This window comes from Shinella zoogloeoides (genome assembly GCF_030733845.1).
GTDB lineage: Bacteria > Pseudomonadota > Alphaproteobacteria > Rhizobiales > Rhizobiaceae > Shinella > Shinella zoogloeoides_C.
This window is the reverse complement of record NZ_CP132311.1, coordinates 2,803,323-2,824,932: the sequence shown is the minus strand read 5'-3', so window position 1 is coordinate 2,824,932 and position 21,610 is coordinate 2,803,323. Positions and strand designations below refer to the sequence as shown.

The 21,610-nt window shown below is 64.6% G+C and carries 18 protein-coding genes; 4 read left to right on the top strand and 14 right to left on the bottom strand.

Going from position 1 to position 21,610, the window contains the following annotated elements:
* Positions 1 to 56: 56 nt before the first annotated feature.
* Both Q9316_RS14980 and Q9316_RS14975 read right to left on the bottom strand, forming a co-directional pair.
* Positions 57 to 1,205, bottom strand: coding sequence for an SGNH/GDSL hydrolase family protein (locus tag Q9316_RS14980; RefSeq protein ID WP_306032378.1), 1,149 nt, complete (start codon positions 1,203 to 1,205; stop codon positions 57 to 59).
* A gap of 137 nt (positions 1,206 to 1,342) precedes the next feature.
* On the bottom strand, positions 1,343 to 2,563 hold the full coding sequence (locus tag Q9316_RS14975; RefSeq protein ID WP_306032377.1) for a lytic murein transglycosylase: 1,221 nt from the start codon (positions 2,561 to 2,563) through the stop codon (positions 1,343 to 1,345).
* A gap of 199 nt (positions 2,564 to 2,762) precedes the next feature.
* Here Q9316_RS14975 and galU point away from each other — a divergent pair, with 199 nt between their 5' ends.
* Positions 2,763 to 3,650 (top strand): UTP--glucose-1-phosphate uridylyltransferase GalU, encoded by an 888-nt coding sequence (gene galU, locus Q9316_RS14970; protein ID WP_306032376.1) that lies wholly within the window; start codon positions 2,763 to 2,765, stop codon positions 3,648 to 3,650.
* Here galU and Q9316_RS14965 read toward each other — a convergent pair whose 3' ends face one another.
* Entirely contained in the window at positions 3,651 to 5,183 is a 1,533-nt protein-coding gene (locus Q9316_RS14965) for an outer membrane beta-barrel protein (protein ID WP_306032375.1), read from the bottom strand. It abuts the gene before it with no gap.
* A 131-nt stretch (positions 5,184 to 5,314) separates the two neighbouring features.
* Here Q9316_RS14965 and Q9316_RS14960 point away from each other — a divergent pair, with 131 nt between their 5' ends.
* A complete protein-coding gene (locus Q9316_RS14960; protein ID WP_306032374.1) occupies positions 5,315 to 6,310 on the top strand; it encodes a KpsF/GutQ family sugar-phosphate isomerase in 996 nt (331 codons plus the stop codon).
* 6 nt (positions 6,311 to 6,316) lie between these two features.
* On the opposite strand, the gene Q9316_RS14955 is transcribed toward Q9316_RS14960, so the two are convergent.
* From Q9316_RS14955 to Q9316_RS14915, 9 genes are all read right to left on the bottom strand, one after another.
* Entirely contained in the window at positions 6,317 to 6,775 is a 459-nt protein-coding gene (locus Q9316_RS14955; RefSeq protein ID WP_306032373.1) for an NfeD family protein, read from the bottom strand.
* 2 nt (positions 6,776 to 6,777) lie between these two features.
* Positions 6,778 to 7,812, bottom strand: coding sequence for an SPFH domain-containing protein (locus Q9316_RS14950; RefSeq protein ID WP_306032372.1), 1,035 nt, complete (start codon positions 7,810 to 7,812; stop codon positions 6,778 to 6,780).
* Between the two features lie 92 nt (positions 7,813 to 7,904).
* On the bottom strand, positions 7,905 to 8,933 hold the full coding sequence (gene hemH, locus Q9316_RS14945) for a ferrochelatase (RefSeq protein ID WP_306032371.1): 1,029 nt from the start codon (positions 8,931 to 8,933) through the stop codon (positions 7,905 to 7,907).
* A 128-nt stretch (positions 8,934 to 9,061) separates the two neighbouring features.
* Positions 9,062 to 11,014 (bottom strand): 5'-nucleotidase C-terminal domain-containing protein, encoded by a 1,953-nt coding sequence (locus Q9316_RS14940; RefSeq protein WP_306032370.1) that lies wholly within the window; start codon positions 11,012 to 11,014, stop codon positions 9,062 to 9,064.
* A gap of 209 nt (positions 11,015 to 11,223) precedes the next feature.
* Positions 11,224 to 11,595 carry an outer membrane lipoprotein Omp10 gene (gene omp10 / locus Q9316_RS14935; protein WP_306032369.1) on the bottom strand — a complete coding sequence of 124 codons (372 nt, stop codon included), beginning with the start codon at positions 11,593 to 11,595 and terminating at the stop codon, positions 11,224 to 11,226.
* A 172-nt stretch (positions 11,596 to 11,767) separates the two neighbouring features.
* Entirely contained in the window at positions 11,768 to 13,219 is a 1,452-nt protein-coding gene (locus Q9316_RS14930) for a homospermidine synthase (protein ID WP_306032368.1), read from the bottom strand.
* Positions 13,220 to 13,377: 158 nt separating this feature from the next.
* Positions 13,378 to 14,172, bottom strand: coding sequence for an aminotransferase class IV family protein (locus Q9316_RS14925; protein ID WP_306032367.1), 795 nt, complete (start codon positions 14,170 to 14,172; stop codon positions 13,378 to 13,380).
* A complete protein-coding gene (locus Q9316_RS14920; RefSeq protein WP_306032366.1) occupies positions 14,157 to 15,314 on the bottom strand; it encodes an aminodeoxychorismate synthase component I in 1,158 nt (385 codons plus the stop codon). The genes Q9316_RS14925 and Q9316_RS14920 overlap by 16 nt, the downstream gene beginning before the upstream one ends.
* A gap of 21 nt (positions 15,315 to 15,335) precedes the next feature.
* Positions 15,336 to 17,183 (bottom strand): M3 family oligoendopeptidase, encoded by a 1,848-nt coding sequence (locus Q9316_RS14915; RefSeq protein WP_306032365.1) that lies wholly within the window; start codon positions 17,181 to 17,183, stop codon positions 15,336 to 15,338.
* A 165-nt stretch (positions 17,184 to 17,348) separates the two neighbouring features.
* Between Q9316_RS14915 and Q9316_RS14910 the strand changes: the two genes are divergently transcribed.
* The gene (locus tag Q9316_RS14910; protein ID WP_306032364.1) at positions 17,349 to 18,884 is read left to right on the top strand and encodes a sigma-54-dependent transcriptional regulator; all 1,536 of its coding nucleotides are present in this window, start codon (positions 17,349 to 17,351) and stop codon (positions 18,882 to 18,884) included.
* A 196-nt stretch (positions 18,885 to 19,080) separates the two neighbouring features.
* Entirely contained in the window at positions 19,081 to 20,847 is a 1,767-nt protein-coding gene (locus Q9316_RS14905) for a DUF882 domain-containing protein (RefSeq protein WP_306035320.1), read from the top strand.
* Positions 20,848 to 20,923: 76 nt separating this feature from the next.
* On the opposite strand, the gene Q9316_RS14900 is transcribed toward Q9316_RS14905, so the two are convergent.
* A complete protein-coding gene (locus tag Q9316_RS14900) occupies positions 20,924 to 21,190 on the bottom strand; it encodes a DUF2312 domain-containing protein (RefSeq protein ID WP_306032363.1) in 267 nt (88 codons plus the stop codon).
* Between the two features lie 111 nt (positions 21,191 to 21,301).
* Positions 21,302 to 21,607 carry a DUF1244 domain-containing protein gene (locus Q9316_RS14895; RefSeq protein ID WP_306032362.1) on the bottom strand — a complete coding sequence of 102 codons (306 nt, stop codon included), beginning with the start codon at positions 21,605 to 21,607 and terminating at the stop codon, positions 21,302 to 21,304.
* Between the last annotated feature and the right edge of the window lie 3 nt (positions 21,608 to 21,610).

Sequence of the window (21,610 nt, the reverse complement as noted above, 5' to 3'; positions counted from 1 at the left end):
AAAACAAAAAAAGGCGCGCCGGAAACGAGCGCGCCTTTTTTCGTTCTGGAAAGTAATCAGGGCGTCGCCGTCTTGTCCAAACGGAAATCGTCCACGCGGCCGAGCGGTGCGTCGGCGGTCTCGCCCTTGTCCACCAGCTTCTCGCGCAGGCTTTTGCCGTTGCCCTTGATGGCCGTGCCGCCGAGCAGGGCCGTGCCGCCGTCGAGCGCGGGGTCGGCGAGGCTGATGGGCTGCGTCTTGGTGATTTCGGCAGCCTCGGCGGGCGGTGTCACGACGACGAGGTCCTTGAGGTCGCCCTGCAGGCCGGGCCCGTCCGCGGCGGCGTCGCCCAGCACGCGGCGGATTTCCTTTTCCACATAGAAGGCGAGTTTGCGCTTGCCGGCCTTGGTGAAGTTGATGCCGTCCGAGCCGCGCAGGCGCACCTGCTGGCCGTTGATGTCGGAGCCGGAGGTGACGAACTTGCCCTCCTCGTCGACGAAGCCGTCCCAGATATCGATAAACGTGCCGCCGGCCTTCTCAACACCGGCGCGGTAGAGGTTGTTGAGCGTCGTCATGTCGGCCGTCAGCGCGGAAGACTGGAACGCCGGCATGCCCATCCACAAGAGCGGCTTGCCGCTCTCGCGGGCCAGCGTCGCGATGCGCGAGACGCGTGCCTCGTATTCGCTCGTCCAGGCTTCGGAGCGGAATTTTTCCTTCTGCCCGGCGACGGCCATCTGCTGGCGGTCATTGGCGCCCATGCTGACGACGACGAGCGCCGGCTTCGTTTCGGCGATCAGGGCCGGCAGGGATTCCGGCCAGTCGTAGTAGTCGTCGCGCACGATGCCGGAGGAGCCGTTGGTCCGCCGCTCGACGAGAATGCCGGGGGTCGTCTCGAAGGCGGCGATCAGCCCTTCGCCGACGCTGCCGGCGATGAAGTCGCCGACGACGAGCACGACCTTGGCATCCGGCAGCTTTTCGACGGCCGCCGGTTCCGGCTTCCTGGCGACCGTCGTGGCGGGTCTCTTCTTGCGGGTGACGGTACGGGGCTTGCGGATCTGCCGCTCGGGTTCGACCTCCTTGCGCTTGGGCGTGCCAAAGAGGAGCTGGAGGATCGATTTTCGCTCGACGCGTTCCTGCGCGCCTGCCGGCACGGCAGCCGTGGCGAAGACGCCTGCCGAAACGGCAAGGGCAAGGCCGAGGCGCACAATCCGGATCGTCATGCTCATTGCGAGGGCTCCCCGTCTTTCCCGCGATCTTGCGGGCATTCGGTGGCGGCATGATGGCAAATGCCGGCGGCAAGCGGAAGCACCGGCCCAGCAAAAAGGGGCGCCGAAGCGCCCCTCAAGCCGGTTTGCCCGCGCTATCAGCGGCGAAGGGCGCGCAGAAGCTGCTGGCTGGGCTCGCCGTCCGCCGCCAGGCCCATGCGGTTCTGGAAGGCCTGGATCGCCGCCTTGGAGCCGGAGCCGAAATTGCCGTCGACCTCGCCCTCATAATAGCCGAGCTCCTTGAGCCGCGTCTGGAGCTCGAACTTCTCCGTGATGTCGAGCGTGCCGTCCGGCCGCGGCCAGCGCTGCTTGACGCCGCTGTAGCCGGCGAGCTGGTCCGCCAGCATGCCGACGCCCATGGCGTAGGAATCCGACGCGTTGTAGCGCTTGATGACGAAGAAGTTCTTGGTCATCAGGAAGCCCGGTCCGCCGTTTGCCGGCAGCTTCAGCTCGGCGCGGTCCGAACCGTTCTTGAAGCCGTTGCCGCCCGGGCGCGTGAAGCCAAGCTTGGCCCATTGGGCGAGCGTCTTCGTCTGGCCGGAATATTTGCTGCCGCCCTTCGGCACGACGATCTCGTAGCCCCAGGTCTTGCCGGCCTGCCAGCCGTTCTTGGCAAGCAGGTTCGCGGCGGTCGCCAGCGCGTCCGGCACGGAGTTCCAGATGTCGCGGTGGCCGTTGCCGTCGGCATCGACCGCATAGAGCATGTAGCTCGTCGGGATGAACTGGGTGTGGCCCATCGCACCGGCCCAGGAGCCAGTCATGTCGGAAGCGGCGATGTCGCCGCGCTGGATGATCTTGAGGGCGGCGATCAGCTGCGTGCGCGCATATTTCGCCCGCTTCTTGTCGGCATAGGCGAGCGTTGCGAGCGCGCGCGGCACGTAATGCAGCCGGTCGTCCTTCTCCAGTACCGCGCCATAGTTCGATTCCATCGACCAGATGGCGAGCAGGATGTGCCGATCGACGCCGAAATGGCGCTCGAGCGCGGCCAGCGTGCGGGCATGCTTGCTCGCCATCTCGCGGCCGATGCGCACCGTGTAAGGATTGACGCGCGAATCGAGATAGTCCCAGATCTTGTGCTTGAATTCCGGCTGGTAGGCCGCCTTCTCCAATACATCCGGATCGGGAGTCTTGACGCCGGAAAACGCCTTCTGGTAGGTGGCTTTGCTGATGCCGGCCTCGGACGCCGTCGCGTAGAATTCCGCGATCCACTTCTGGAAGCGGGTATCCGCGCGGGCCGCGGTGGCATGAGCGAAAAGCCCCGCCGAGAGGAGAAGGGTGAGCGCAGATCGGCGCAGAACGGTCTTCAGATTCTGTGTCATCGGCTGTCGTTTCCGTTTCTTAAAATTTCGGTACGATGGCTCGGAACCACCGGCTGAACGCAAAACTTATAAAAACGAAGTCAACAAATTCTTTACCATCAAACTTTTGTCCCGTCTTCCTTTGCAAAAAAATAGCAATTGGATTCTATTCGGCGCAGATATGCCCGGCCATGAGGGCGATGGGCTTAACGAGGTGACTATGTCTCAGACACGTAAGGTTCGCAAAGCAGTCTTTCCAGTGGCCGGCCTCGGCACACGCTTCCTCCCGGCCACGAAGGCCGTTCCGAAGGAAATGCTGACCGTCGTCGACAAGCCCGTCATCCAGTACGTGGTGGACGAGGCGCTGGATGCCGGCATCGAGCACCTGATCTTCGTGACGGGACGGTCCAAGGCGGTCATCGAGGATTATTTCGACATCCAGGTCGAGCTGGAGCAAACCCTGCGCCAGCGCAACAAGACGGCCGAGCTGACGCTGCTCGACAGCATCCTGCCGGTCGCCGGCTCGACGAGCTTCACCCGCCAGCAGGAGCCGCTCGGCCTCGGCCACGCCGTCTGGTGCGCCCGCGAGCTGGTCGGCAACGAGCCCTTCGCGCTGCTTCTGCCCGACATGATCATGAAGGGCGAGAAGGGCTGCATGAAGGGCATGGTCGAGCTCTTCGAGCATTCGGGCGCCAATGTCATCGCCGTCGAGGAATGTGCGCCCGACCAAGCGCACAAATACGGCATCGTCGGCGTCGGCGAGAAGGTCGGCGAGGGTTTCGCCATCACGAAGATGGTCGAGAAGCCGGCGCCGGGCACCGCGCCGTCCAACTTCTTCATCAACGGCCGCTATATCCTGCAGCCGGAAATCTTCTCGATCCTCGCCACGCAGGAGCGCGGCGCCGGCAACGAGATCCAGCTCACCGACGGCATGGTGAAGCTCGCCGACAGCCAGAAATTCGCCGCCTATCACTTCCGTGGCGAGACCTATGACTGCGGCGCCAAGGACGGCTTCATCCTCGCCAACATCGCCTTTGCGCTGGAGCGTGCGGATATCCGCCCGTCGGTCGAGGGGCCGCTGAGAGAGCTGGTCGCCGGCCTGAAGTAATCAGCGCCGCAGGACGAGGCCGATGCCGGCGCGTGTGACGCCGGTGTCGGACGTGCCCGACTGGCGCGTCAATTCGTAGGAGACGTCGCCGGTCATGGCGAGCCAGCGGTTGATATCCCAGGTGAGGCCGGCGCCGACCAGGTAGATGGACTGGTCGGTGGTGCCGGTGGTCTGGAAATCGCGCAGCGTATAGGCGCTGCTCAGCCGCGCCACGAGATTGTCGCGCAATTCGTGCGTCAGGTCCGCCGTCGCCGCATAGGAGACGTAGCCGCTCGCGCCGGCGGCGGTCGAGGGTTCGAGCGTCGTGGCGAGGCCGAGCCTCAGATCGGTGCCGCGATGCGGCGACCAGAGCACCGAGCCGTCGATCGTCAGCGCCTTCAGCGCGGCGAGGCGGCTGTCATCGAAGGTGGCCCGCCGGTAGCCGAGGCCGAGATCGCCGCGCAGCTTTTCACCGAGATCCACCTCCACGCCGGCGCGCCCGCCGAGCGTCGAATGCGACCGCTCGTAGCCGAGCGAATCGTATTTGTCGTCATAGATCGAGCGGCCGACGGAGGCTTCGAGATAGGGGATCAGGGCCGGCGAAAGTTCGTAGCCGATACGGCCCGTTACCGTGCCTTCCGTGTAGTTGCGGTCGGACAGGATCAGCTTGCTGCCGTCGGACAGCGTTGCCGAGCCATAGGTGCGGCGTTCGATCTCGGCGCCGATCGTGCCGCGGATCAGGCCGAAATCGCGGGTGACGCGCGCGCCGCCCGTATAGGTGTTGACGCCGGACTGGGCGCTGGCGCCGTCGATGGCGTTGGGATCGCTGGAACTTTCCCGCTCGAAATCGTAGCCGGCCGTGATGTTGGCGACCGTGTCGTCGCTGAGGTCGAGCCTGAGATCGCTGTTCAGCCGAAGGCGTGGTTCGGTTTCGCCGGTGCCGCTGATATTGCGCTGGTAGATGCCTTCGGCATTGATGGTCAACTGATGGCGGGACCAGTCCGACGTCAGCGATCCCCGGAAGCCGGTTTCGGAAAAGGTGCGGTTCGTCGACGTGGAGCCGCTTTTCCTCTTCTCGTAGCCGAGGTTCTGCGTGATCGACGGCCGCAGGATGAACGTGCCGACCCGGATACCGGTCGGCTCGTAGGGGTCGCCGAAATTGCTGCGCGAACCGTCGATATTGCCCTCGCGCTGGTTCAGCCTCTCTGCCCGGCGCTCCGTCGCGCCGAAGGCGTCGCCCTCGTCGGCGAGCGCGGCAGCGGATTCGTCGGAAAGCGCGGGCCGTGTCGTCGTGGTCGCGTCCATGTCCGTTGTCGCGTCCGCACCCGTCGTGGTGGACGTGCCGTCGGCTGCGCCGGGTACCTCGCCGTTGGTGGTGGTTCCGCTTCCCGTTCCCGCAAGCGGCGTCGGGAAGGTCATCGACGTCGTGGAAGTCGTCTGCTGGGCGAGCGCAGGCAAGGCGGCAAGCACGGTGCCGGCGAGCAGAAGCCCGGCCAGTCGCCGTGTCAGGCGGAGCGACGGGCGCCCGCATTCCATTCCCCTTGCCTCTGTCATGATCGGCCTGCGAATCTCGAATTTCCTAAGCGAACGTAAACCGTCATGGTTAACGCTTGGTTGCTACCGAGGCGCAATGCGCGTCTACGTTCGCAATGGACAGTTTGGAGCAAAAGCGCTAACGAGGCCGCATGATCACGCGACAGATTAAATATGACGGCGGCGGCGCGATTGCCTCCGCGATCCGCACGGTCGAGACCGAAAGGGCGGGGCTGGTTGCCCTCTCGACGGCATTGCAAGGCGACCTGCACGACGCCTTCTGCGATGCCGTGCGCCGCATCGGCGATATCGGCGGGCGTGTCATCGTGACCGGCATTGGCAAGTCTGGTCATATCGGGGTGAAGATCGCCGCGACGCTCGCCTCGACCGGCACGCCCTCCTTCTTCGTGCATCCCGTCGAGGCCAACCATGGCGACCTCGGCATGATCGGGCGCGACGACGTGATCCTCGCGCTGTCCTGGAGCGGCGAGACCGCCGAACTGCAAGGCATCGTCACCTATTCCCGCCGCTTTTCCATTCCGCTGATCGCCATGACCTCCGGCGAGCGCTCGGCGCTGGCCCGGGCGGCCGATACGGTGTTGCTGCTGCCCAAGGCGCTGGAAGCCTGCCCGCATGGGCTTGCGCCGACCACCTCGACCCTGATGCAGCTTGCGCTTGGCGATGCCATCGCCGTCGCGCTGCTCGAGGCGCGGGGCTTCACGGCGACGGATTTCAAGACCTTCCATCCGGGCGGCAAGCTGGGCGCGAGCCTTTCCCATATCGGCGACATCATGCACAGCGGGGAGAACATGCCGCTCGTGGCCCTCGGCACCTCGATGCCGGATGCGGTGCATATGCTGGCGCAGAAACGCTACGGCTGCGTCGGCGTCATCAACAATGACGGCATTCTCGTCGGCATCGTCACGGACGGCGACATCGCGCGCAACCTGACGCGCAACCTCTCCGAGCTCGATGTCGACGACGTGATGACGCGCAACCCGAAGACGGTGAAGCCGTCCACGCTGGCGACCGCCGCGCTCGGGCTCCTCAACCAGCACAACATCTCCGCGCTGATCGTCACCGACGAGACGTTCCGCCCCGTCGGCATCGTGCATTTCCACGATCTACTGAGGATCGGCGTCGCCTGAGAACCGTCAGATCGGTTCCACGGTGAGGTCGCGGCCGTTGCTGGCCGTGACGCGCACGCGTGCGCCGACCGGCAGGTCCGGTCCCTGAACGCTCCACATCGTATCGTCGAGGCGGATGCGGCCGCGGCCTTCGCTGATCGGCTGCTCCAGCGTCGCCGTCCGGCCGACAAGGCTCTGGCCGCGCTGGTTGAGGTGCGGCTGGTCGCTCGTCTCGCCGCGGGTGCTGATGATGCGCCGGCCGATCAGGGCGGCCGCCAGTGACAGGACGGCGAAGACGAGCCATTGTGCCTGCCAGGCCCAGAAGGCCTGCTCCCAGAGCAGCAGGGAGAGGGCGCCGGTGATGATCGCCGCGATGCCGATCCAGACGAGGAAGACGCCGGGCATCAGCACTTCGAGGATCAGGAGGACGATCCCGAGCACCCACCAGGCCCACGGGCCCAGTTCCGTGACAATGCGCTGGATCATGCTCAGCTTCCTTGCGGCGGCGTGTCGAACGGATTGCGGAAGGCGGGCGTCGCTGCGGTCGTGGTGGTCGCCGGCGTCGACTGGCGGATGCGCTGCGCGTTGCCGGCGGGCGCAGAACCGTCGCCGAACACCTCTTTGGCAATGGCGCCGATGCCGCCGAGCGAACCGATGAGCGAGGAGGCTTCCATCGGCATCAGCACGATCTTGGAATTCGGCGCCTTGCCGATCGCGGCCATGGCTTCGGTGTATTTCTGCGCGATGAAGTAGTTGATCGCCTGGACATCGCCGGCGGCGATCGCCTCCGACACCATCTTCGTCGCCTTGGCTTCGGCTTCCGCCAGGCGCTCGCGGGCTTCGGCGTCGCGGAATGCCGCTTCGCGCTGGCCCTCGGCCTCGAGGATGGCGGACTGCTTGGCGCCTTCGGCGCGCAGGATCTGCGCATTGCGGGCGCCCTCGGCCTCCAGCACCTGCGCGCGCTTCTCGCGCTCGGCCTTCATCTGCCTGCCCATCGAATCGACCAGATCCTTCGGCGGCGCGATGTCCTTGATCTCGACGCGGGTGATCTTGATGCCCCAGGGATTGGCCGCTTCATCGACCACGCGCAGCAGCTTGTCGTTGATGACGTCGCGGTTGGACAGGAGTTCGTCGAGATCCATCGAGCCCATGACGGAGCGGATGTTGGTCATGGTGAGGTTGAGGATCGCGTTTTCCAGGTTGGCGACCTGATAGGCGGCCTGTGCGGGGTTGAGCACCTGGTAGAAGGCGACGCCATCGGCGGCCACGCTCGCATTGTCGCGGGTGATGACTTCCTGGGTCGGGATATCCAGCACCTGTTCCATGACGTTCATCTTCGCGCCGATGCGGTCGATGAACGGGATGATCAGGTTGAGGCCGGGCTGGAGCGTGCGCGTATAGCGGCCGAAGCGTTCGACCGTGTACTGGTAACCCTGCGGGATCGTCTTGATCCCGGCAAACAGGATCAGGATGACCAGCACCACAAGGGCGATGACGACGATATCCAGTCCGGCAAAATCCATGTTCTTCTCTCCAAAATGCAATGCGGCGCTACTGTAGGCAATACGCGCCGCGATGCCAGTCTATTTGGACGGGAAGAAGAATTAATGTGGGCTCAGACCCAGCCGGAAAGCTCGCGCCTGACGACCTTTTCCAGCACGGCCATGCCCTCCGGCGAGTCATTGAGACAGGGGATGTGCGCGAACTTCTCGCCGCCATTGTGCAGGAAGCTTTCGGCGGCCTGTTCGGCGATCTCTTCCAGCGTTTCCAGGCAATCGGAAACGAAGCCCGGATTGAGCACGGCGATGCGCTTGATGCCGTCCTGCGCCAGCTTCTCGACGGTCTTGTCGGTATAGGGCTGGAGCCATTCCTCCGGCCCGAAGCGCGACTGGAAGGTGACCATCAGCTTCTCTCCGGACCAGCCGAGCCGTTCGCGCAGCAGCCGGGCGGTCTTCTGGCACTGGCAGTAGTAGGGGTCGCCCTTTTCGAAATAGCTTTTGGGAATGCCGTGGAAGGAGGTCAGCACGCGCTCCGGCTCCCAGTCGAGCGTCTCAAGGTGCTTTTCGATGGAGACGGCGAGCGCATCGATATAGGCCGGATCGTCGTGATAGGGCGGCACGGTGCGCAGCGCCGGCTGCCAGCGCATCTTGAGCAGTGTCTCGAAGGCCTTGTCGTTGACGGTCGCCGTTGTCGCCGCGGCATATTGCGGATAGAGCGGGAAGACGAGGATGCGCTCGCAGCCCTGCTTGTGCAGGTATTCCATGCGCGAGGCGATCGAGGGCTGGCCGTAGCGCATGGCCCAGTCGACGACGACCTCGGAATAGTCCTTGAGGGCCGTCGCCATCAGTTCGGCCTGGCTGCGCGTATAGGTGCGCAGGTAGCTCTCGTTCCTGTCCTTGTTCCAGATCGTCTCGTAGGCCTTGCCGACCTTGCCGGGGCGGGTGTTGAGCACGATGCCGAAGAGGATCGGATACCAGGCGATCCTCGGCCACTCGATCACGCGCTTGTCGGTCAGAAACTCCTTCAGGTAGCGCCGCATCGACGCGTAGTCCGTGCCGTCGGGTGTGCCGAGATTGACGAGCAGCACGCCGACCTTGCCATGCTTGACGGGCGGATGGTCGGCGGGCTTGGCGACGATGTCCATGGTTGATCCTGTGCGTGCTGGTTGTCGTTCTTATACGCGGCGAGGGCCGTTCCGTTCAGAACGGTTCTAAAAAGAAATGCCGGTCCGGGAAAGCCCGGACCGGCAGAAAAAGTGGAGACAAATTGTCCTTATTTGGCCGGGATCGAAAGCTCCGTGCCGACATGCAGCGCGCGGGGCCGCGGATTGCCGTTTGCCTCCGCGATCTTGCGCCACAGCGCGCCGTCGCCATAGGCCGCCTTGGCGATATCCCAGAGCGTGTCGCCGCGCGCGATGACATGCTTGCCGCCAGCCGTCGCGGCCGTGCCGGATGCGCTCGTGGCGGTTTCCGCCTCCATTGCCGTGGCCGCGGCGTCGCCGGTGGTCGCGGTGCCCTCGGTCGATTTTGCGGCCGTGTCCGTGGAGGCTTCGCCGGTTGCCGGCTTCGCATCGTCGGCTGTCGACGTGTCGGTCGTGGCCTGGGTCTCCAGTACTACTCCAGTCGCGACTTCGGTGATGCGTCCATCCGTATAAGGCTTATAGGGGCGGTGGGCAGCGAGATAGTCGGCGACGACCAGTTCGAGGTTCGGGCCGAAATCGTAGGCGTTCAGGCCGGACTTGGCGAAGACCGAATAGCCGTCGCCGCCCGAACGCATGTAGTTGTTGGAGACGACGCCGTAGGTCTTGGCGGGGTCGAGCGGTACGAAGGCGTCGCCCTCCTTGACCTCGACCGAGAAGACGCGGCTGCCGGCCGGCTTGGACCTGTCGAAGGAATATTTCATGCCGGAGACCTGCGGGAAGCGCCCGGCGCCTTCCTCGATCTGGCTGAGGCCGTTTTCCAGCGCTGCGACGAGGTCCGACCCCTTGAGCTGGAAGGTCGCGACCGTGTTCTGGAACGGCAGGACCGACAGCACTTCGCCCATCGAGACCGGGCCGCCGTCGATGGAGGAGCGCAGGCCGCCGCCATTGGTGATGGCGATGGTCATGCCCTGGTCCTTGGTGCGGTCGAGGATGGCGTCCGTCACCAGGTTGCCCATGGCGCATTCGGCGGCACGGCAGGTCTCGCGCGAACCGTCGATCGGCTCGGCGGTTTCGGCGACGATCTTGTTCTTCAGCTCCTCGATGGGGCCGGCAAGATCCTTGATGCGGGCAAGGACGGCCTCGTCCGGCTTGATCGATGCGTCGATCAGGATCGGCTCGCCGGAGCTTTCCTTGACGACGCCGGCATCGTCGAAGACGACCTTCAGGTTGCCGAGATATTTCGTATAGGCGCCCGCCTGCACGACCGGCACCTTGTAGCCGCCGGGATTGTCGACCAGCGTGGGATAGGGGCCTTCGGCCTTGTCCGAGGTGTTGGAGAGGAAGGTGTTGGTATGGCCGCCGACCACGACGTCCACATCCGGGATCTTTGCGATGGCCGCAAGGTCGCGGGGATAGCCGACATGGGTCAGCGCGACGATCTTGTTGACGCCCTCTTTCTTCAGCTCGCCGATGGCGGCGGTGATGTCGGCGACGTCATTGCCGATCAGCACGTTCGGGCCGGGGGAGGAGAGTTCGGCCGTATCGTTCGCCACGGCGCCGACGATGCCGATCTTCTGTCCGCCCTGCTCGATCACGATGAAGGGCTTGATGCGGTCGCCGAGCTTCGAACTGGCGCTGGCCGCGACATTGGCGGTGACGACGGGGAACTGCACCTTGTCGAGGAAAGTCGCGAGCCCGTCCTCGCTGTCGTCGAACTCATGGTTGCCGACGGTCATCGCGTCGAACTTCATGAGGTTGAGGAATTCGGCTTCGGCCGCGCCCTTATAGGTCGTGTAGAAGAGTGAGCCCTGGAAATTGTCGCCGGCATTGAGGAGCAGCACGTTCTTGCCGGAAAGCTTCTGGCGCTCCGCATCGATCGCAGCCTTGAGGCGCGCGACACCGCCGAAGCATTCGCCCTTGCCTTCCTCCTCGGCCGAGCAGGTCGAATCGAACTTGTTGATCGCCTCGATGCGCGAATGCAGGTCGTTGATGTGCAGGATGTTCAGCTCGTAATCCGCAAGCGCCGAGCCGCCGGAGAGCGCGATAAGGGAGGCGGCCAGAAGGCCGGATCGGAAAATCGTCATGGGTCCTGTTCTCCTCGTTTGCCCGCGATCGACGGCGCGGGAGGGGCCATCTGCATTCCATAGACCGGAAAGTTGACAGCCGGCCGGCGGATGTTTTCACCGCTTGCCGGCAACTTCAAGCGAAAAGACGGCGCGGCGGAGCGCTGCCATGTTCATGAGAGGAAACGAAAAAAGGGCCTTGCGGCCCTTTTGCGGATATCTGCCCCGGCTCAGGCGCGGCGGGAGAGCGAGAACTGCGCACCCTCGGCCGTGGTGCAGTTGAGCTGGCTCTGGCTGACCAGCGCGCAATTGACCTTGGACTGCGTGTTGCGCACCAGCGAGGTCATGTTGATCTCGACCAGCGTCGGCGAATTGTTGACGTAGGTGCCCGAGGCCAGAAGCTGGTTGGTGTCGGTCGTGCGCGTCGTGAACGTGCCTGCCGCGAAGGTCGAGACGATGCCGTTCGGATCCACCCAGGCGCCTTCCACCCCTGTCGGCATGGGCCGCTGGGACACCGGCATGTCGCGCGGCGCGCGTTCGGTCTGGCAGGAGGCGAGCGCGGCGGCGGCGGCAAGCAGGCTCAGGGCTGTGATCGGCTTCATCTGGTTCTCCCAAGGTCACGGCGGCGCGAACCACCCGTCCGGTTCGGCAGAACATGCCGCGAAGACTGTTCGAAAGCAAGACGCGCCGCCCGGCGAACCGGCATTATCCCATTGAAAGCGAAGACGCCCGCGGTTTTGCCGCGGGCGTCTTCGTCGTGATCGTGCCAGTGGTTCAGCGCACCAGGATGTTCTTGAACTGCCACGGGTCCTTCGTGTCGAGGTCTTCCGGGAACAGGCCCGGGCGGCCGTCGAGCGGGGTCCAGTCGGTATAGTGGCCTTCGACCGGGCCGAGATAGGGCGTCTGAACTTCGAGGCAGCGCTTGTAGTCGATCTCGTCCGTCTCGACGATGCCGGCCTTCGGGTTCTCGAGCGCCCAGACCATGCCGGAGAGCACGGCGGAGGTCACCTGCAGGCCGGTCGCGTTCTGGTAGGGCGCGATGCGGCGGGTTTCTTCCAGCGACAGGCGCGAACCGTACCAGTAGGCGTTCTTGTCGTGGCCGTAGAGCAGCACGCCGAGCTCGTCGACGCCGTCGACCAGCTCGTTCTCGTCGAGGACGTGCAGGGTGGGCTGCTGGTTGCCGCCGTTGCCGAACATCTCGTGCAGCGACAGGACGGCGTCGTTGCAGGGATGATAGGCGTAATGGCAGGTCGGGCGGAAGGTGACGTCGCCGTCCTTGTCGCGCACCGTGAAGTAGTCGGCGATCGAGATCGATTCGTTGTGGGTGACGAGGAAGCCGTATTGCGGGCCGGGCGTCGGGCACCAGGAGCGCACGCGCGTATTGGCGCCCGGCTGTTCCAGGTAGATTGCGGCCTTGCTGCCCTTCTTGTGCTTCTTGGCGTTCTTCGGCATCCAGTTCTCGTGGGTGCCCCAGCCGAGCTCGGCCGGCTGCAGGCCCTCGGAGATGAAGCCCTCGACGGACCAGGTGTTCCAGAAGGTGTTGAAGGGCTTCGGGTTCTTGGTGCGCTGGGTATCGCGCTCGGCGATGTGCACGCCCTTGACGCCGACCTTCTTCATCAGCTTGGCCCAGCCTTCGCGGTCGTCCTGCGAGGGCTCTTCGAACTTCAGCTCAAGGTCCTTGGCGAGATTGAGCAGCGCCTGCTTGACGAACCAGGAGACCATGCCCGGGTTGGCGCCGCAGGTGGAAACGGCCGTCGTGCCGCCCGGGTGCTTTTCCTTCTCCTTGCGCACGGTTTCGCGCAGGGCGTAGTTCGTGCGGTCGGCGTTCTTCATGCCCTTGTCGAAGTAGAAGCCGAGCCAGGGCTCGACGACCGTGTCGATGTAGAGCACGTCGAGCTTGCGGCAGAGCTTGATGAGGTCGAGCGAACCGGTATCGACGGAGAGGTTGACGCAGAATCCCTGGCCTTCGCCTTCCTGAAGGAGCGGTTTCAGGAGGTCCTTGTAGTTCTCCTTGGTGACATGCGCCTTGATGTGGCGCACGCCATGGCGGGCATAGATCTCGGCGTCGGCGGCGTCTTCGCGCGGCTCGATGACGATCAGCCGGTTCCGGTCGTACTTGAAATGGCGCTCGATCAGCGGCAGCGTGCCGCGCCCGATGGAGCCGAAGCCGATCATCACGATCGGACCGGTGATCTCGCCATAAACCGGATAGGTGCTGTCTGCCATTTGGGTCTCCTGCGGACGGCCGCTTTGCGCTGAAAATCAGGGCTCTAGGCCCCTAGCATAGTATGGCAGCGCTAGAGCACAGATTTCTGTCACAATAAAGAGCGGCCAAGAATTTCTGCGGTGATATGTTTAACCGCCCGCGACCGGCATCCGGCACGTCATGAAAGCACGCAGCGGATCAGCCCGCGCAGCGAATTGCCGGTGAAGATCGTGCCGCGCGACAGGTCATCCGGCCGCAGCGCCGCCTCGACGGCCTTGCCATTTTCCAGAAGCTCTTCGCGGAGCACACCGGCGAGCAGGCCGCAGGAAAGCGGCGGCGTCTTCAGCATGCCGGAGCCGTCGTCGAGGAAGAGCGTGGTGATGGTGCCCTCGCAGACCTCGCCGCGTTCGTTGAGAAGGATCACCTCGTCGGCCTCCGCCGCCGGGAATTCGGCGCGGGCCGCGGCATAGGCGGCGCGGCGGGAGGTCTTGTGGCGCAGCAGCGGGTCGGTCGAGGCGAGGCGGGTGGCGGCGATTTTGATGCGCCAGGTCGTGTCCGGGGCGAGGGGGGTGAAGGGGGCCGTCTGGACGTCGATGCGGCCGTCGGGGAAGAGTTCGAGGCGGATGCGGAGAGGCGTCAGGTACGGCCTACCCCCCTCTGCCCTGCCGGGCATCTCCCCCTCAAGGGGGGAGATCGATGGGGATGGCTCAATGCCTTCCTTTTCGTTCGGTGCGGCAGCCGAGGTGGTTTGCCGCCCGGGAAGCCGCTGCCCCTTGCCGATCTCCCCCCTTGAGGGGGAGATGCCCGGCAGGGCAGAGGGGGGTAGCGCCGCAAGCAAGGCGCTCCGTGCCCCTTCCGCTCCCGGCAAGCCGAGTTCCGCCGCCGAGCGCGCCAGACGGGCCAGATGCCGCTCCAGCCGCACGAAGCCCGCATCCGGCTCCCATCGCAATGTCTCGATCAGCGAGAGATCCATTGGTCCCCCACCGCGAAGCGTGCCTTCAGCAGACACTCGTCATACTCCGCCTCGGCGGTGGAATCGAAGACGATGCCGCCGCCGACATTGAAGACGGCGCTGCCGTCCGCAAAGAGCGAGATGGTGCGGATGGCGACGTTGAAGCGCATGGTGCCATCAGGCGCGATCATGCCGATGGCGCCGCAATAGGCGTCGCGCGGGCCGTCCTCCAGGTCGTGCAGGATCTCCATGGCGCGCATCTTCGGTGCGCCGGTGATCGAGCCGCAGGGGAAGAGGGCGGCGAAGATGTCGCGGATGGAGATGCCCGGCGTCAGCTTGGCCCGCACATGGCTCACCATCTGGTGCACGGTCGGGTAGGTCTCGACGGCGAAGAGTTTCGGCACATGCAGCGTGCCGACCTCGGTGATGCGCGAGATGTCGTTGCGCAGGAGATCGACGATCATGCGGTTCTCCGCTTGCGACTTCGGATCGGCCTGCATGGCGGCCTTGATCCGCTCGTCCTCCGCCGCGCTGGCGCCACGCGGCGCCGTGCCCTTCATCGGATGCGTCTCGATCCAGCCGTCCTTGTCGATGTCGAAGAAGAGTTCCGGCGAGCGCGAGAGAAGCTGCGGGCCGTCGAGCGAGACGAAGGCGCCGTAGCGCACCGGCTGGCGCTCGATCAGCGACCAGAAGGCGGCGAGCGGATCGCCGGCCCAGCGGGCGCGGATCGGCATGGTGAGGTTCGCCTGATAGCAGTCGCCCTGGCGCAGGTGCTGGTGCAGGCGGTCGAAGCGGCTGCGGTATGTCTCGAAATCCCAATGGGCTTTCGGCTCGGTGAGGAAGGGCTCGTTCTCGACGCGCTGGCGCGGTCTTGCGAGCGGGTGATCGTCCGCCGGCCCCTCGAAGATGCCGAAGCTCATGAGCGGGGTCGGGCGGTTCTCCACCGCGAGCGGGGCGAGCTTTTCCTCGAAGAGATGGCCGGCCTCATAGCTCATGAAGCCGGCGATCCAGTGGCCTTTCGCATGCGCCGCCTGCAAGGCCGCGAAAGCCGGTTCGAAGCCGGCGCGATCACGCACGGTGACGACCGCGATCGGCTCGGCGAAAACCACCGTCCGGTCCTCACGGTCGTCCCTGAGGAGCACAAAGCGTTCGCGGTCGGTCATGCGCGGCTTCTTCTTTTGAGGTCAGGCCCTATCAAGCGCTTCCAGCTCGTCGATCAGCCCTTCGATCATCGACAGTCCCTTGCTCCAGAACGACGGATCGCTCGCATCGAGGCCGAAGGGCTTCAGGAGTTCGGTGTGATGCTTGGTGCCGCCGGCCTTGAGCAGATCGAAATACTTCGCCTGGAAGCCGGCCTCGGCCTGGCTGTAGACGGCGTAGAGCGAGTTCACCAGGCAATCGCCGAAGGCATAGGCATAGACGTAGAAGGGCGAATGGATGAAGTGGGGAATATATGCCCAATAGGTCTCATAGCCCTCGGAAATGCGGATCGCCGGGCCAAGGCTTTCGCCCTGCACGGAGAGCCAGAGCTCGCCGATCTGGTCGCTCGTCAACTCCCCTTCCTTGCGGGCGGTGTGCACCTTGCGCTCGAATTCGTAGAAGGCGATCTGGCGCACGACCGTGTTGATCATGTCCTCGACCTTCTGGGCGAGCATCGCCTTGCGCTCGCGCTTGTCCTTCGTCTTGTCGAGCAGGCTGCGGAAGGTCAGCATCTCGCCGAAGACCGAGGCAGTCTCGGCCAGCGTCAGCGGCGTCGAGGCCATCAGCGCGCCCTGGCCGCCGGCCAGGACCTGATGCACGCCATGGCCGAGCTCGTGGGCGAGCGTCATCACGTCGCGCGGCTTGCCCATGTAGTTGACGAGCACATAGGGGTGGGCGGACGGCACGGTCGGATGGGCGAAGGCGCCCGGCGCCTTGCCGGGGCGCACCGGCGCGTCGATCCAGCCCTTGTCGAAGAAGTCCTTCGCGATGGCGGCCATTTCGGGCGCGAAGGCGCCGTAGGCGGCGAGCACGGTATCGCGCGCCTCGTCCCAGGAGATCGTCGCGTCGGGTGTCTCGGGAAGGGGCGCATTGCGGTCCCAGAATTCCATCTGCTCCATTCCGAGCCACTTTGCCTTCATCGCATAATAGCGGTGGGAGAGGCGCGGATAGGCTTCGCGCACGGCTTCGGCCAGCGCCGCGACGACCTCCGGCTCGACGCGATTGGCAAGGTGGCGGCTGTCGGCGATGTCGGCAAAGCCGCGCCAGCGGTCGGCGATTTCCTTGTCCTTGGCGAGCGTGTTGGTGATCAGCGTGAAGGTGCGGATATTGTCCTTGAAGGTCTTGGCCAGTGCCTGCGCGGCCTTGCGGCGCGCCTCGCCATCGGGCGACTGGAGCTGGTTGAGGGCGATTTCCAGCGGCAGTTCCTCGCCGTCGATCGTGTAGCGCAGCGCGGCCATCGTCTCGTCGAAGAGACGGTTCCAGGCGGCAGCGCCCGTCATCGACTTTTCGAGGAAGAGCTGTTCCGTCCTGTCGTCGAGCTGGTACGGCTTGTCCTTGCGCAGGTCCTCGATCCACGGGCGGTAATGGGCGGCAAGCGGATCGTTGGTAAGCGCCGCGTCAATGCGCTCGTCGGCTATCCTGTTGAGTTCAAGGGAGAAAAACAGAAGATGCGCACCAAGATCGGTGAGCTTCGACTGGGCATCGCCGTAGAACTTGCCGTTCGCCGGATCGGTGGTGTTGGTGAAGTAGGTGAGGCCGGCATAGGAGATGATGCGGCCCATCACGTCTTCCAGCGCCTCGAATTCGCGCACCGCCGCGCCGATGCCTTCGTCGCCCGTCTTTTCGGTCGCCGCGTCCAGCTTGCCTTTCCACTTGGCCTCGAAGGCGAGCGTATCGGCCTCGGCCTTCTTCATGTCGTTGCGGAATTCGGGGGATTCTTTCGAGGGATAGAGATCGGCAAGGTTCCAGCCGGGAAGATCGCCAAGCTGGGCGCTGGCTGCGGCATCCGCCGGTGCGAAGGCGGTGCGGGGGGCTTGGACATGTCGGATCATCTGGTGTCTCTCTTCCTCGTGGGGCCGGTGGCCCTTGCTTGCGTCGGCATTGGTTAAAATGCAAGCCTTTCTCAAAACGGCATGTTCAACCCTTTCTGCCATGGTCCGCTGGTGTCCAGTTCCCTTGGGCGTGCATGAGGCATGCCTTGAGGCAAGGAGGTTCCAGTGACGGCCCATATTCTTGTCATCGATGACGATCCTGTCCAGCGCAGGCTCTTGAAGAACATGATCGAGCGCTCCGGCCATGTCGCCCATATGGCGGAAAACGGCCGTGCGGGCCTCGATCTGCTCGATCGCAAGGGCGGCCTGATCAACGTCATCCTGCTCGACCTGATGATGCCGGAAATGAACGGCTCGGCCTTCCTCGACGCGCTCTCCGAACGCGAGAACACCATTCCCGTGATCGTGCAGACGGGGCAGGGCGGCATCGAGACGGTGGTGATGGCCATGCGGGCCGGCGCCTTCGATTTCGTGGTGAAGCCGGTGTCGCCCGAGCGCTTGAATGCCGCGGTCGGCAATGCGCTGAAGGTGGACCAGCGGGAAGGCCGCGGCCGCGGTGGCCGCCGTCATCGCGCCGAGACCGTGCATTTCGACGACATCGTTTCGGCAAGTCCCGAAATGCTGCGCGTCATCGAGCTTGGCCGCCGCGCCGCGCAGTCGAATATTCCGGTGGTGCTGGAAGGCGAATCGGGCGTCGGCAAGGAAATGGTGGCGCGCGCCATCCAGGCGGCGAGCGAGCGGGCGCACAAGCCCTTCGTCACCGTCAATTGCGGCGCTATTCCGCACAACCTGGTCGAAAGCATTCTCTTCGGTCACGAGAAGGGTGCCTTCACCGGCGCGACGGAACGCCATACCGGCAAGTTCATGGAGGCCGACGGCGGCACGCTCTTCCTCGACGAGATCGGCGACCTGCCGCTCGAGGTGCAGGTGAAGCTCTTGCGCGCGGTCCAGCAGGGCGAGATCGAGACGATCGGTGCACGCTTCCCGCAGAAGGTCAATGTGCGCCTCATCTCGGCGACCAACCGCGACCTCATCAACGAGGTGCGCGAGGGCCGCTTCCGCGAAGACCTCTACTATCGCCTCAACGTTTTCCCGATCACCATTCCGGCGCTGCGCAAGCGCAAGGAGGATATTCCGGTCCTGGTGCGCTCCTTCGTGCAGCGGTTTGCCGGCGAGCAGAAGCTCGCCCGTCCGCTCGGCGTTTCGGCCGGCGCGATGGCACTGCTGACCGCCTATGACTGGGCGGGCAATATCCGCCAGCTCGAAAATGCCATCTTCCGCGCCGTCGTGCTGTCCGAAGGGGCGGAACTGACGGCCGCCGACTTCCCGCAGATCGCAGCGCAGGTTCCCGGCTACGGCCTTGCCGAGGACGGAGCCGTCACCTGGGATGCGGCGGACCTGCGTACGCCTGAGCCGGCATCATCCGAAACGCGCCTGCCAAGCGTCTACCCGGACTTCCGGCCGAGCGAATCACTCGACACGTCGTCCGGCCCGGACAATGCGATTTCCAGCGTCGACAAGGGCGGCCATGTGCGCAAACTGGCTGATGTGGAGGAGGAACTGATCCGCTTCGCCTTGAAATTCTATCATGGCCAGATGAGCCAGGTTGCCCGCAAATTGGGCATCGGACGCTCGACTCTCTACCGCAAACTCAAGGATTACGGCATCGATCCGGATGATCCGTTGAAGGAAGCTGCGTAAAAACCCCTGATATCCCGGCCACTTGGGATTTCTCGATTGCCGTTTATTCCCTGTTAGTGGATTGTTCACTATAACGGGTGCGCGAAGAAGAGTGTGGCGGATTTGCCATGCTCTTACCGCAATTGGCAGTCATCTGGGGCAACGGACGTTCGTTGTCCTTCGGACGGGGAAAGAGTTGGCAAATTTGTTCGCATCGATGAAGCGCCGGGGGTCCTCCCTGAGCAGCCTTTGCAAGACAGTGCTGCACAAGCTGCCGAAGGCGTTGTCCACGGCCATGCTTTCTGCTGCCCTGATCCTGCCGACGGCGATCCCTGCGACGGTCCAGGCCGAGAGCGGCAGTCGCACGCTCAAGCTCTATTTCATCCATACCAAGGAAAAGGCCGAGATCACCTTCAAGCGCAACGGGCGCTACGATCAGCGCGGCCTGAAGCAGATCAACCAGTTCCTGCGCGACTGGCGCCGCAACGAGCCGACGCGTATGGACCCGCGCCTGCTGGACCTCGTCTGGGAAGTCTACCAGAAGGCCGGCGGCAAGGGCTACATCAACGTCGTGTCGGCCTATCGCTCGCCGGCGACGAACGGCATGCTGCGCTCGCGCTCCAAGGGCGTCGCCAAGAAGAGCCAGCACATGCTCGGCAAGGCGATGGATTTCTACATTCCCGGCGTCAAGCTCTCGACCCTTCGCGCGACCGCGATGAAGTTCCAGGTCGGCGGCGTCGGCTACTATCCCACCTCCGGCTCGCCCTTCGTCCATCTCGACGTCGGCAGCGTGCGCGCCTGGCCGCGCATGAGCCGTCAGGAACTCACCCGCCTCTTCCCCGATGGCAAGACCATGCACGTGCCGACCGACGGCAAGCCGCTGCCGGGCTACCAGCAGGCGGTTGCCGACTACAAGCGTCGCGTCGGCGCCAACACGATCGAAGTCGCCGGCGGCGGCTCCAGCCCGACGGCCTCCAAGCGCAAGGGCGGCTTCCTTGCCGCTCTCTTCGGCGGTGGTGGCGACGAGGATGAAGAACCCGAAATGATCGCGAGCAACGCGACCATCGCCGATGACTTCGACGAAGGCGGATCCGCCGGCGCGAAGGCGAAGGCCGCCGAGACGAAACCGGTCGCGACCGAGGCCGAAACGGAAGTCGACTTCAGCGCGCCGGTCCCCGGCAGCCGCCCGGCCTTCAAATCCGAAGAGACAACGAGCGAACTTGCTCTTGTCGCGCCGACGACGAGCGGTGCCGTTGCGGCGCTCGAAGCGGCGACGGCCGAAGAGCAGAAGCCCGAATTCGAGGATCTCGCGGCCTATAAGATTCCGCTTCCCGTGATGCTGGGTGCCCGCACCCAGGCCGGCGATGCGCAGCCGGGTGAGGTCATGACGGCGGAAGCCTCGGCCGAGGACGGCGAGGAACTGGCCATGGTGCCGGTGCCGGGCCTGCGTCCGCAGGTCGAGCTCGACAAGACGCAGACGGCGCTGATGGCGGCGGCCGAGGCCGATGTGGCGCTGCCGTCGTCGGCCGACCGTTCGGGCCTTGCAGCGCTTGCCGATCCGACGACGGACGATGCTGCCGGCACGCCGGTCGAAATGGCCGCGCTCGTCTCGATGAACGATAGCGGCAGTCGCTCGCTCTCCGGTCTCGACGCCTTCGATGCCAAGACGGCGGAAGACGCGACCACCAAGGGAAGCCGTCCGAAGAAGAAGGACGCCGATGCGGCGAACCGCGGTGCAATCCGCACCGAGCCGAAGCTGTCGCAGAAGATCCTTTCGCAATGGGCGCTGACGCAGGGCCGCGTCGCGACGCTGTCCAAGCCGGTCAAGGCGCCGCGCTTCGTCAGCCGCACGCTGCGTGCCGCACCGACGACCGTCTACCTCGCCGGCTTCCATTCGGAAGGCAAGTCGATCGACACCGGCCGTTTCAGCGGCACGGCGGTGAACTTCATGGAAGTGCGCAAGTTCGAAAGCGCCGAGAACTAAGCGCAGGGAAACGTCCCATCAAAAAACCCGCCGGAGCGATCCGGCGGGTTTTTCATTGGATGATTGCGCGAAAGGCTTATTCGGCGTCCTGCGGCAGTTCGATCATGCCGAGGGCCTGCAGGTAGGTGTCGAGGATCGCTTCCTGCTCCATGCGCTCGTCCTTGTCCTGCTTGCGGATCTGGATGACCTTGCGCAGGATCTTGGTGTCGAAGCCGGTGCCCTTGGCTTCGCCGTAGACGTCCTTGATATCGTCGGCGATGGTTTTCTTTTCTTCCTCGAGGCGTTCGATCCGCTCGATGAATGCGCGAAGCTGGTCGCGGGCGACGCCGTGGGCATCCGACATGCTTTTCTCCTTGGATGGGCTAGAAATTCGAATTGTGCCGTGACTTGCCGCGAACTTCCGGCAAGATCAAGGCCTATCACGCGCTCCTTCAGGATTTTCGCGCGCGCCGCGTCATTCCTTGGGACGGTTGATTTCGAAGGCCGCCTTTTGCGTCTCGCTCGCCTCGCGCTGGTAGCGCTCGCGCCATTCCTCGTAGGGCATGCCGTAGACGATCTCGCGCGAAGCCTCCTTGTCGAGGGAAACGCCGGCCTCGTTCGCGGCCTCGCGATACCAGTTCGACAGGCAGTTGCGGCAGAAGCCGGCAAGGTTCATCAGGTCGATGTTCTGCACGTCGCTGCGCTCGCGCAGGTGCGTGACGAGGCGGCGGAAGGCGGCGGCCTCGAATTCGGTCTGCTGCTCTCTGGTAAGCTCGGTCATCGT

What these genes read in the sequence shown, in the direction of transcription:
- Q9316_RS14980 (WP_306032378.1), bottom strand. Translation starts at nt 1,205, where the DNA reads ATGAGCATGACGATCCGGATTGTGCGCCTCGGCCTTGCCCTTGCCGTT.
- Q9316_RS14975 (WP_306032377.1), bottom strand. Translation starts at nt 2,563, where the DNA reads ATGACACAGAATCTGAAGACCGTTCTGCGCCGATCTGCGCTCACCCTT.
- galU (WP_306032376.1), top strand. Translation starts at nt 2,763, where the DNA reads ATGTCTCAGACACGTAAGGTTCGCAAAGCAGTCTTTCCAGTGGCCGGC.
- Q9316_RS14965 (WP_306032375.1), bottom strand. Translation starts at nt 5,183, where the DNA reads ATGACAGAGGCAAGGGGAATGGAATGCGGGCGCCCGTCGCTCCGCCTG.
- Q9316_RS14960 (WP_306032374.1), top strand. Translation starts at nt 5,315, where the DNA reads ATGATCACGCGACAGATTAAATATGACGGCGGCGGCGCGATTGCCTCC.
- Q9316_RS14955 (WP_306032373.1), bottom strand. Translation starts at nt 6,775, where the DNA reads ATGATCCAGCGCATTGTCACGGAACTGGGCCCGTGGGCCTGGTGGGTG.
- Q9316_RS14950 (WP_306032372.1), bottom strand. Translation starts at nt 7,812, where the DNA reads ATGGATTTTGCCGGACTGGATATCGTCGTCATCGCCCTTGTGGTGCTG.
- hemH (WP_306032371.1), bottom strand. Translation starts at nt 8,933, where the DNA reads ATGGACATCGTCGCCAAGCCCGCCGACCATCCGCCCGTCAAGCATGGC.
- Q9316_RS14940 (WP_306032370.1), bottom strand. Translation starts at nt 11,014, where the DNA reads ATGACGATTTTCCGATCCGGCCTTCTGGCCGCCTCCCTTATCGCGCTC.
- omp10 (WP_306032369.1), bottom strand. Translation starts at nt 11,595, where the DNA reads ATGAAGCCGATCACAGCCCTGAGCCTGCTTGCCGCCGCCGCCGCGCTC.
- Q9316_RS14930 (WP_306032368.1), bottom strand. Translation starts at nt 13,219, where the DNA reads ATGGCAGACAGCACCTATCCGGTTTATGGCGAGATCACCGGTCCGATC.
- Q9316_RS14925 (WP_306032367.1), bottom strand. Translation starts at nt 14,172, where the DNA reads ATGGATCTCTCGCTGATCGAGACATTGCGATGGGAGCCGGATGCGGGC.
- Q9316_RS14920 (WP_306032366.1), bottom strand. Translation starts at nt 15,314, where the DNA reads ATGACCGACCGCGAACGCTTTGTGCTCCTCAGGGACGACCGTGAGGAC.
- Q9316_RS14915 (WP_306032365.1), bottom strand. Translation starts at nt 17,183, where the DNA reads ATGATCCGACATGTCCAAGCCCCCCGCACCGCCTTCGCACCGGCGGAT.
- Q9316_RS14905 (WP_306035320.1), top strand. Translation starts at nt 19,081, where the DNA reads ATGAAGCGCCGGGGGTCCTCCCTGAGCAGCCTTTGCAAGACAGTGCTG.
- Q9316_RS14900 (WP_306032363.1), bottom strand. Translation starts at nt 21,190, where the DNA reads ATGTCGGATGCCCACGGCGTCGCCCGCGACCAGCTTCGCGCATTCATC.
- Q9316_RS14895 (WP_306032362.1), bottom strand. Translation starts at nt 21,607, where the DNA reads ATGACCGAGCTTACCAGAGAGCAGCAGACCGAATTCGAGGCCGCCGCC.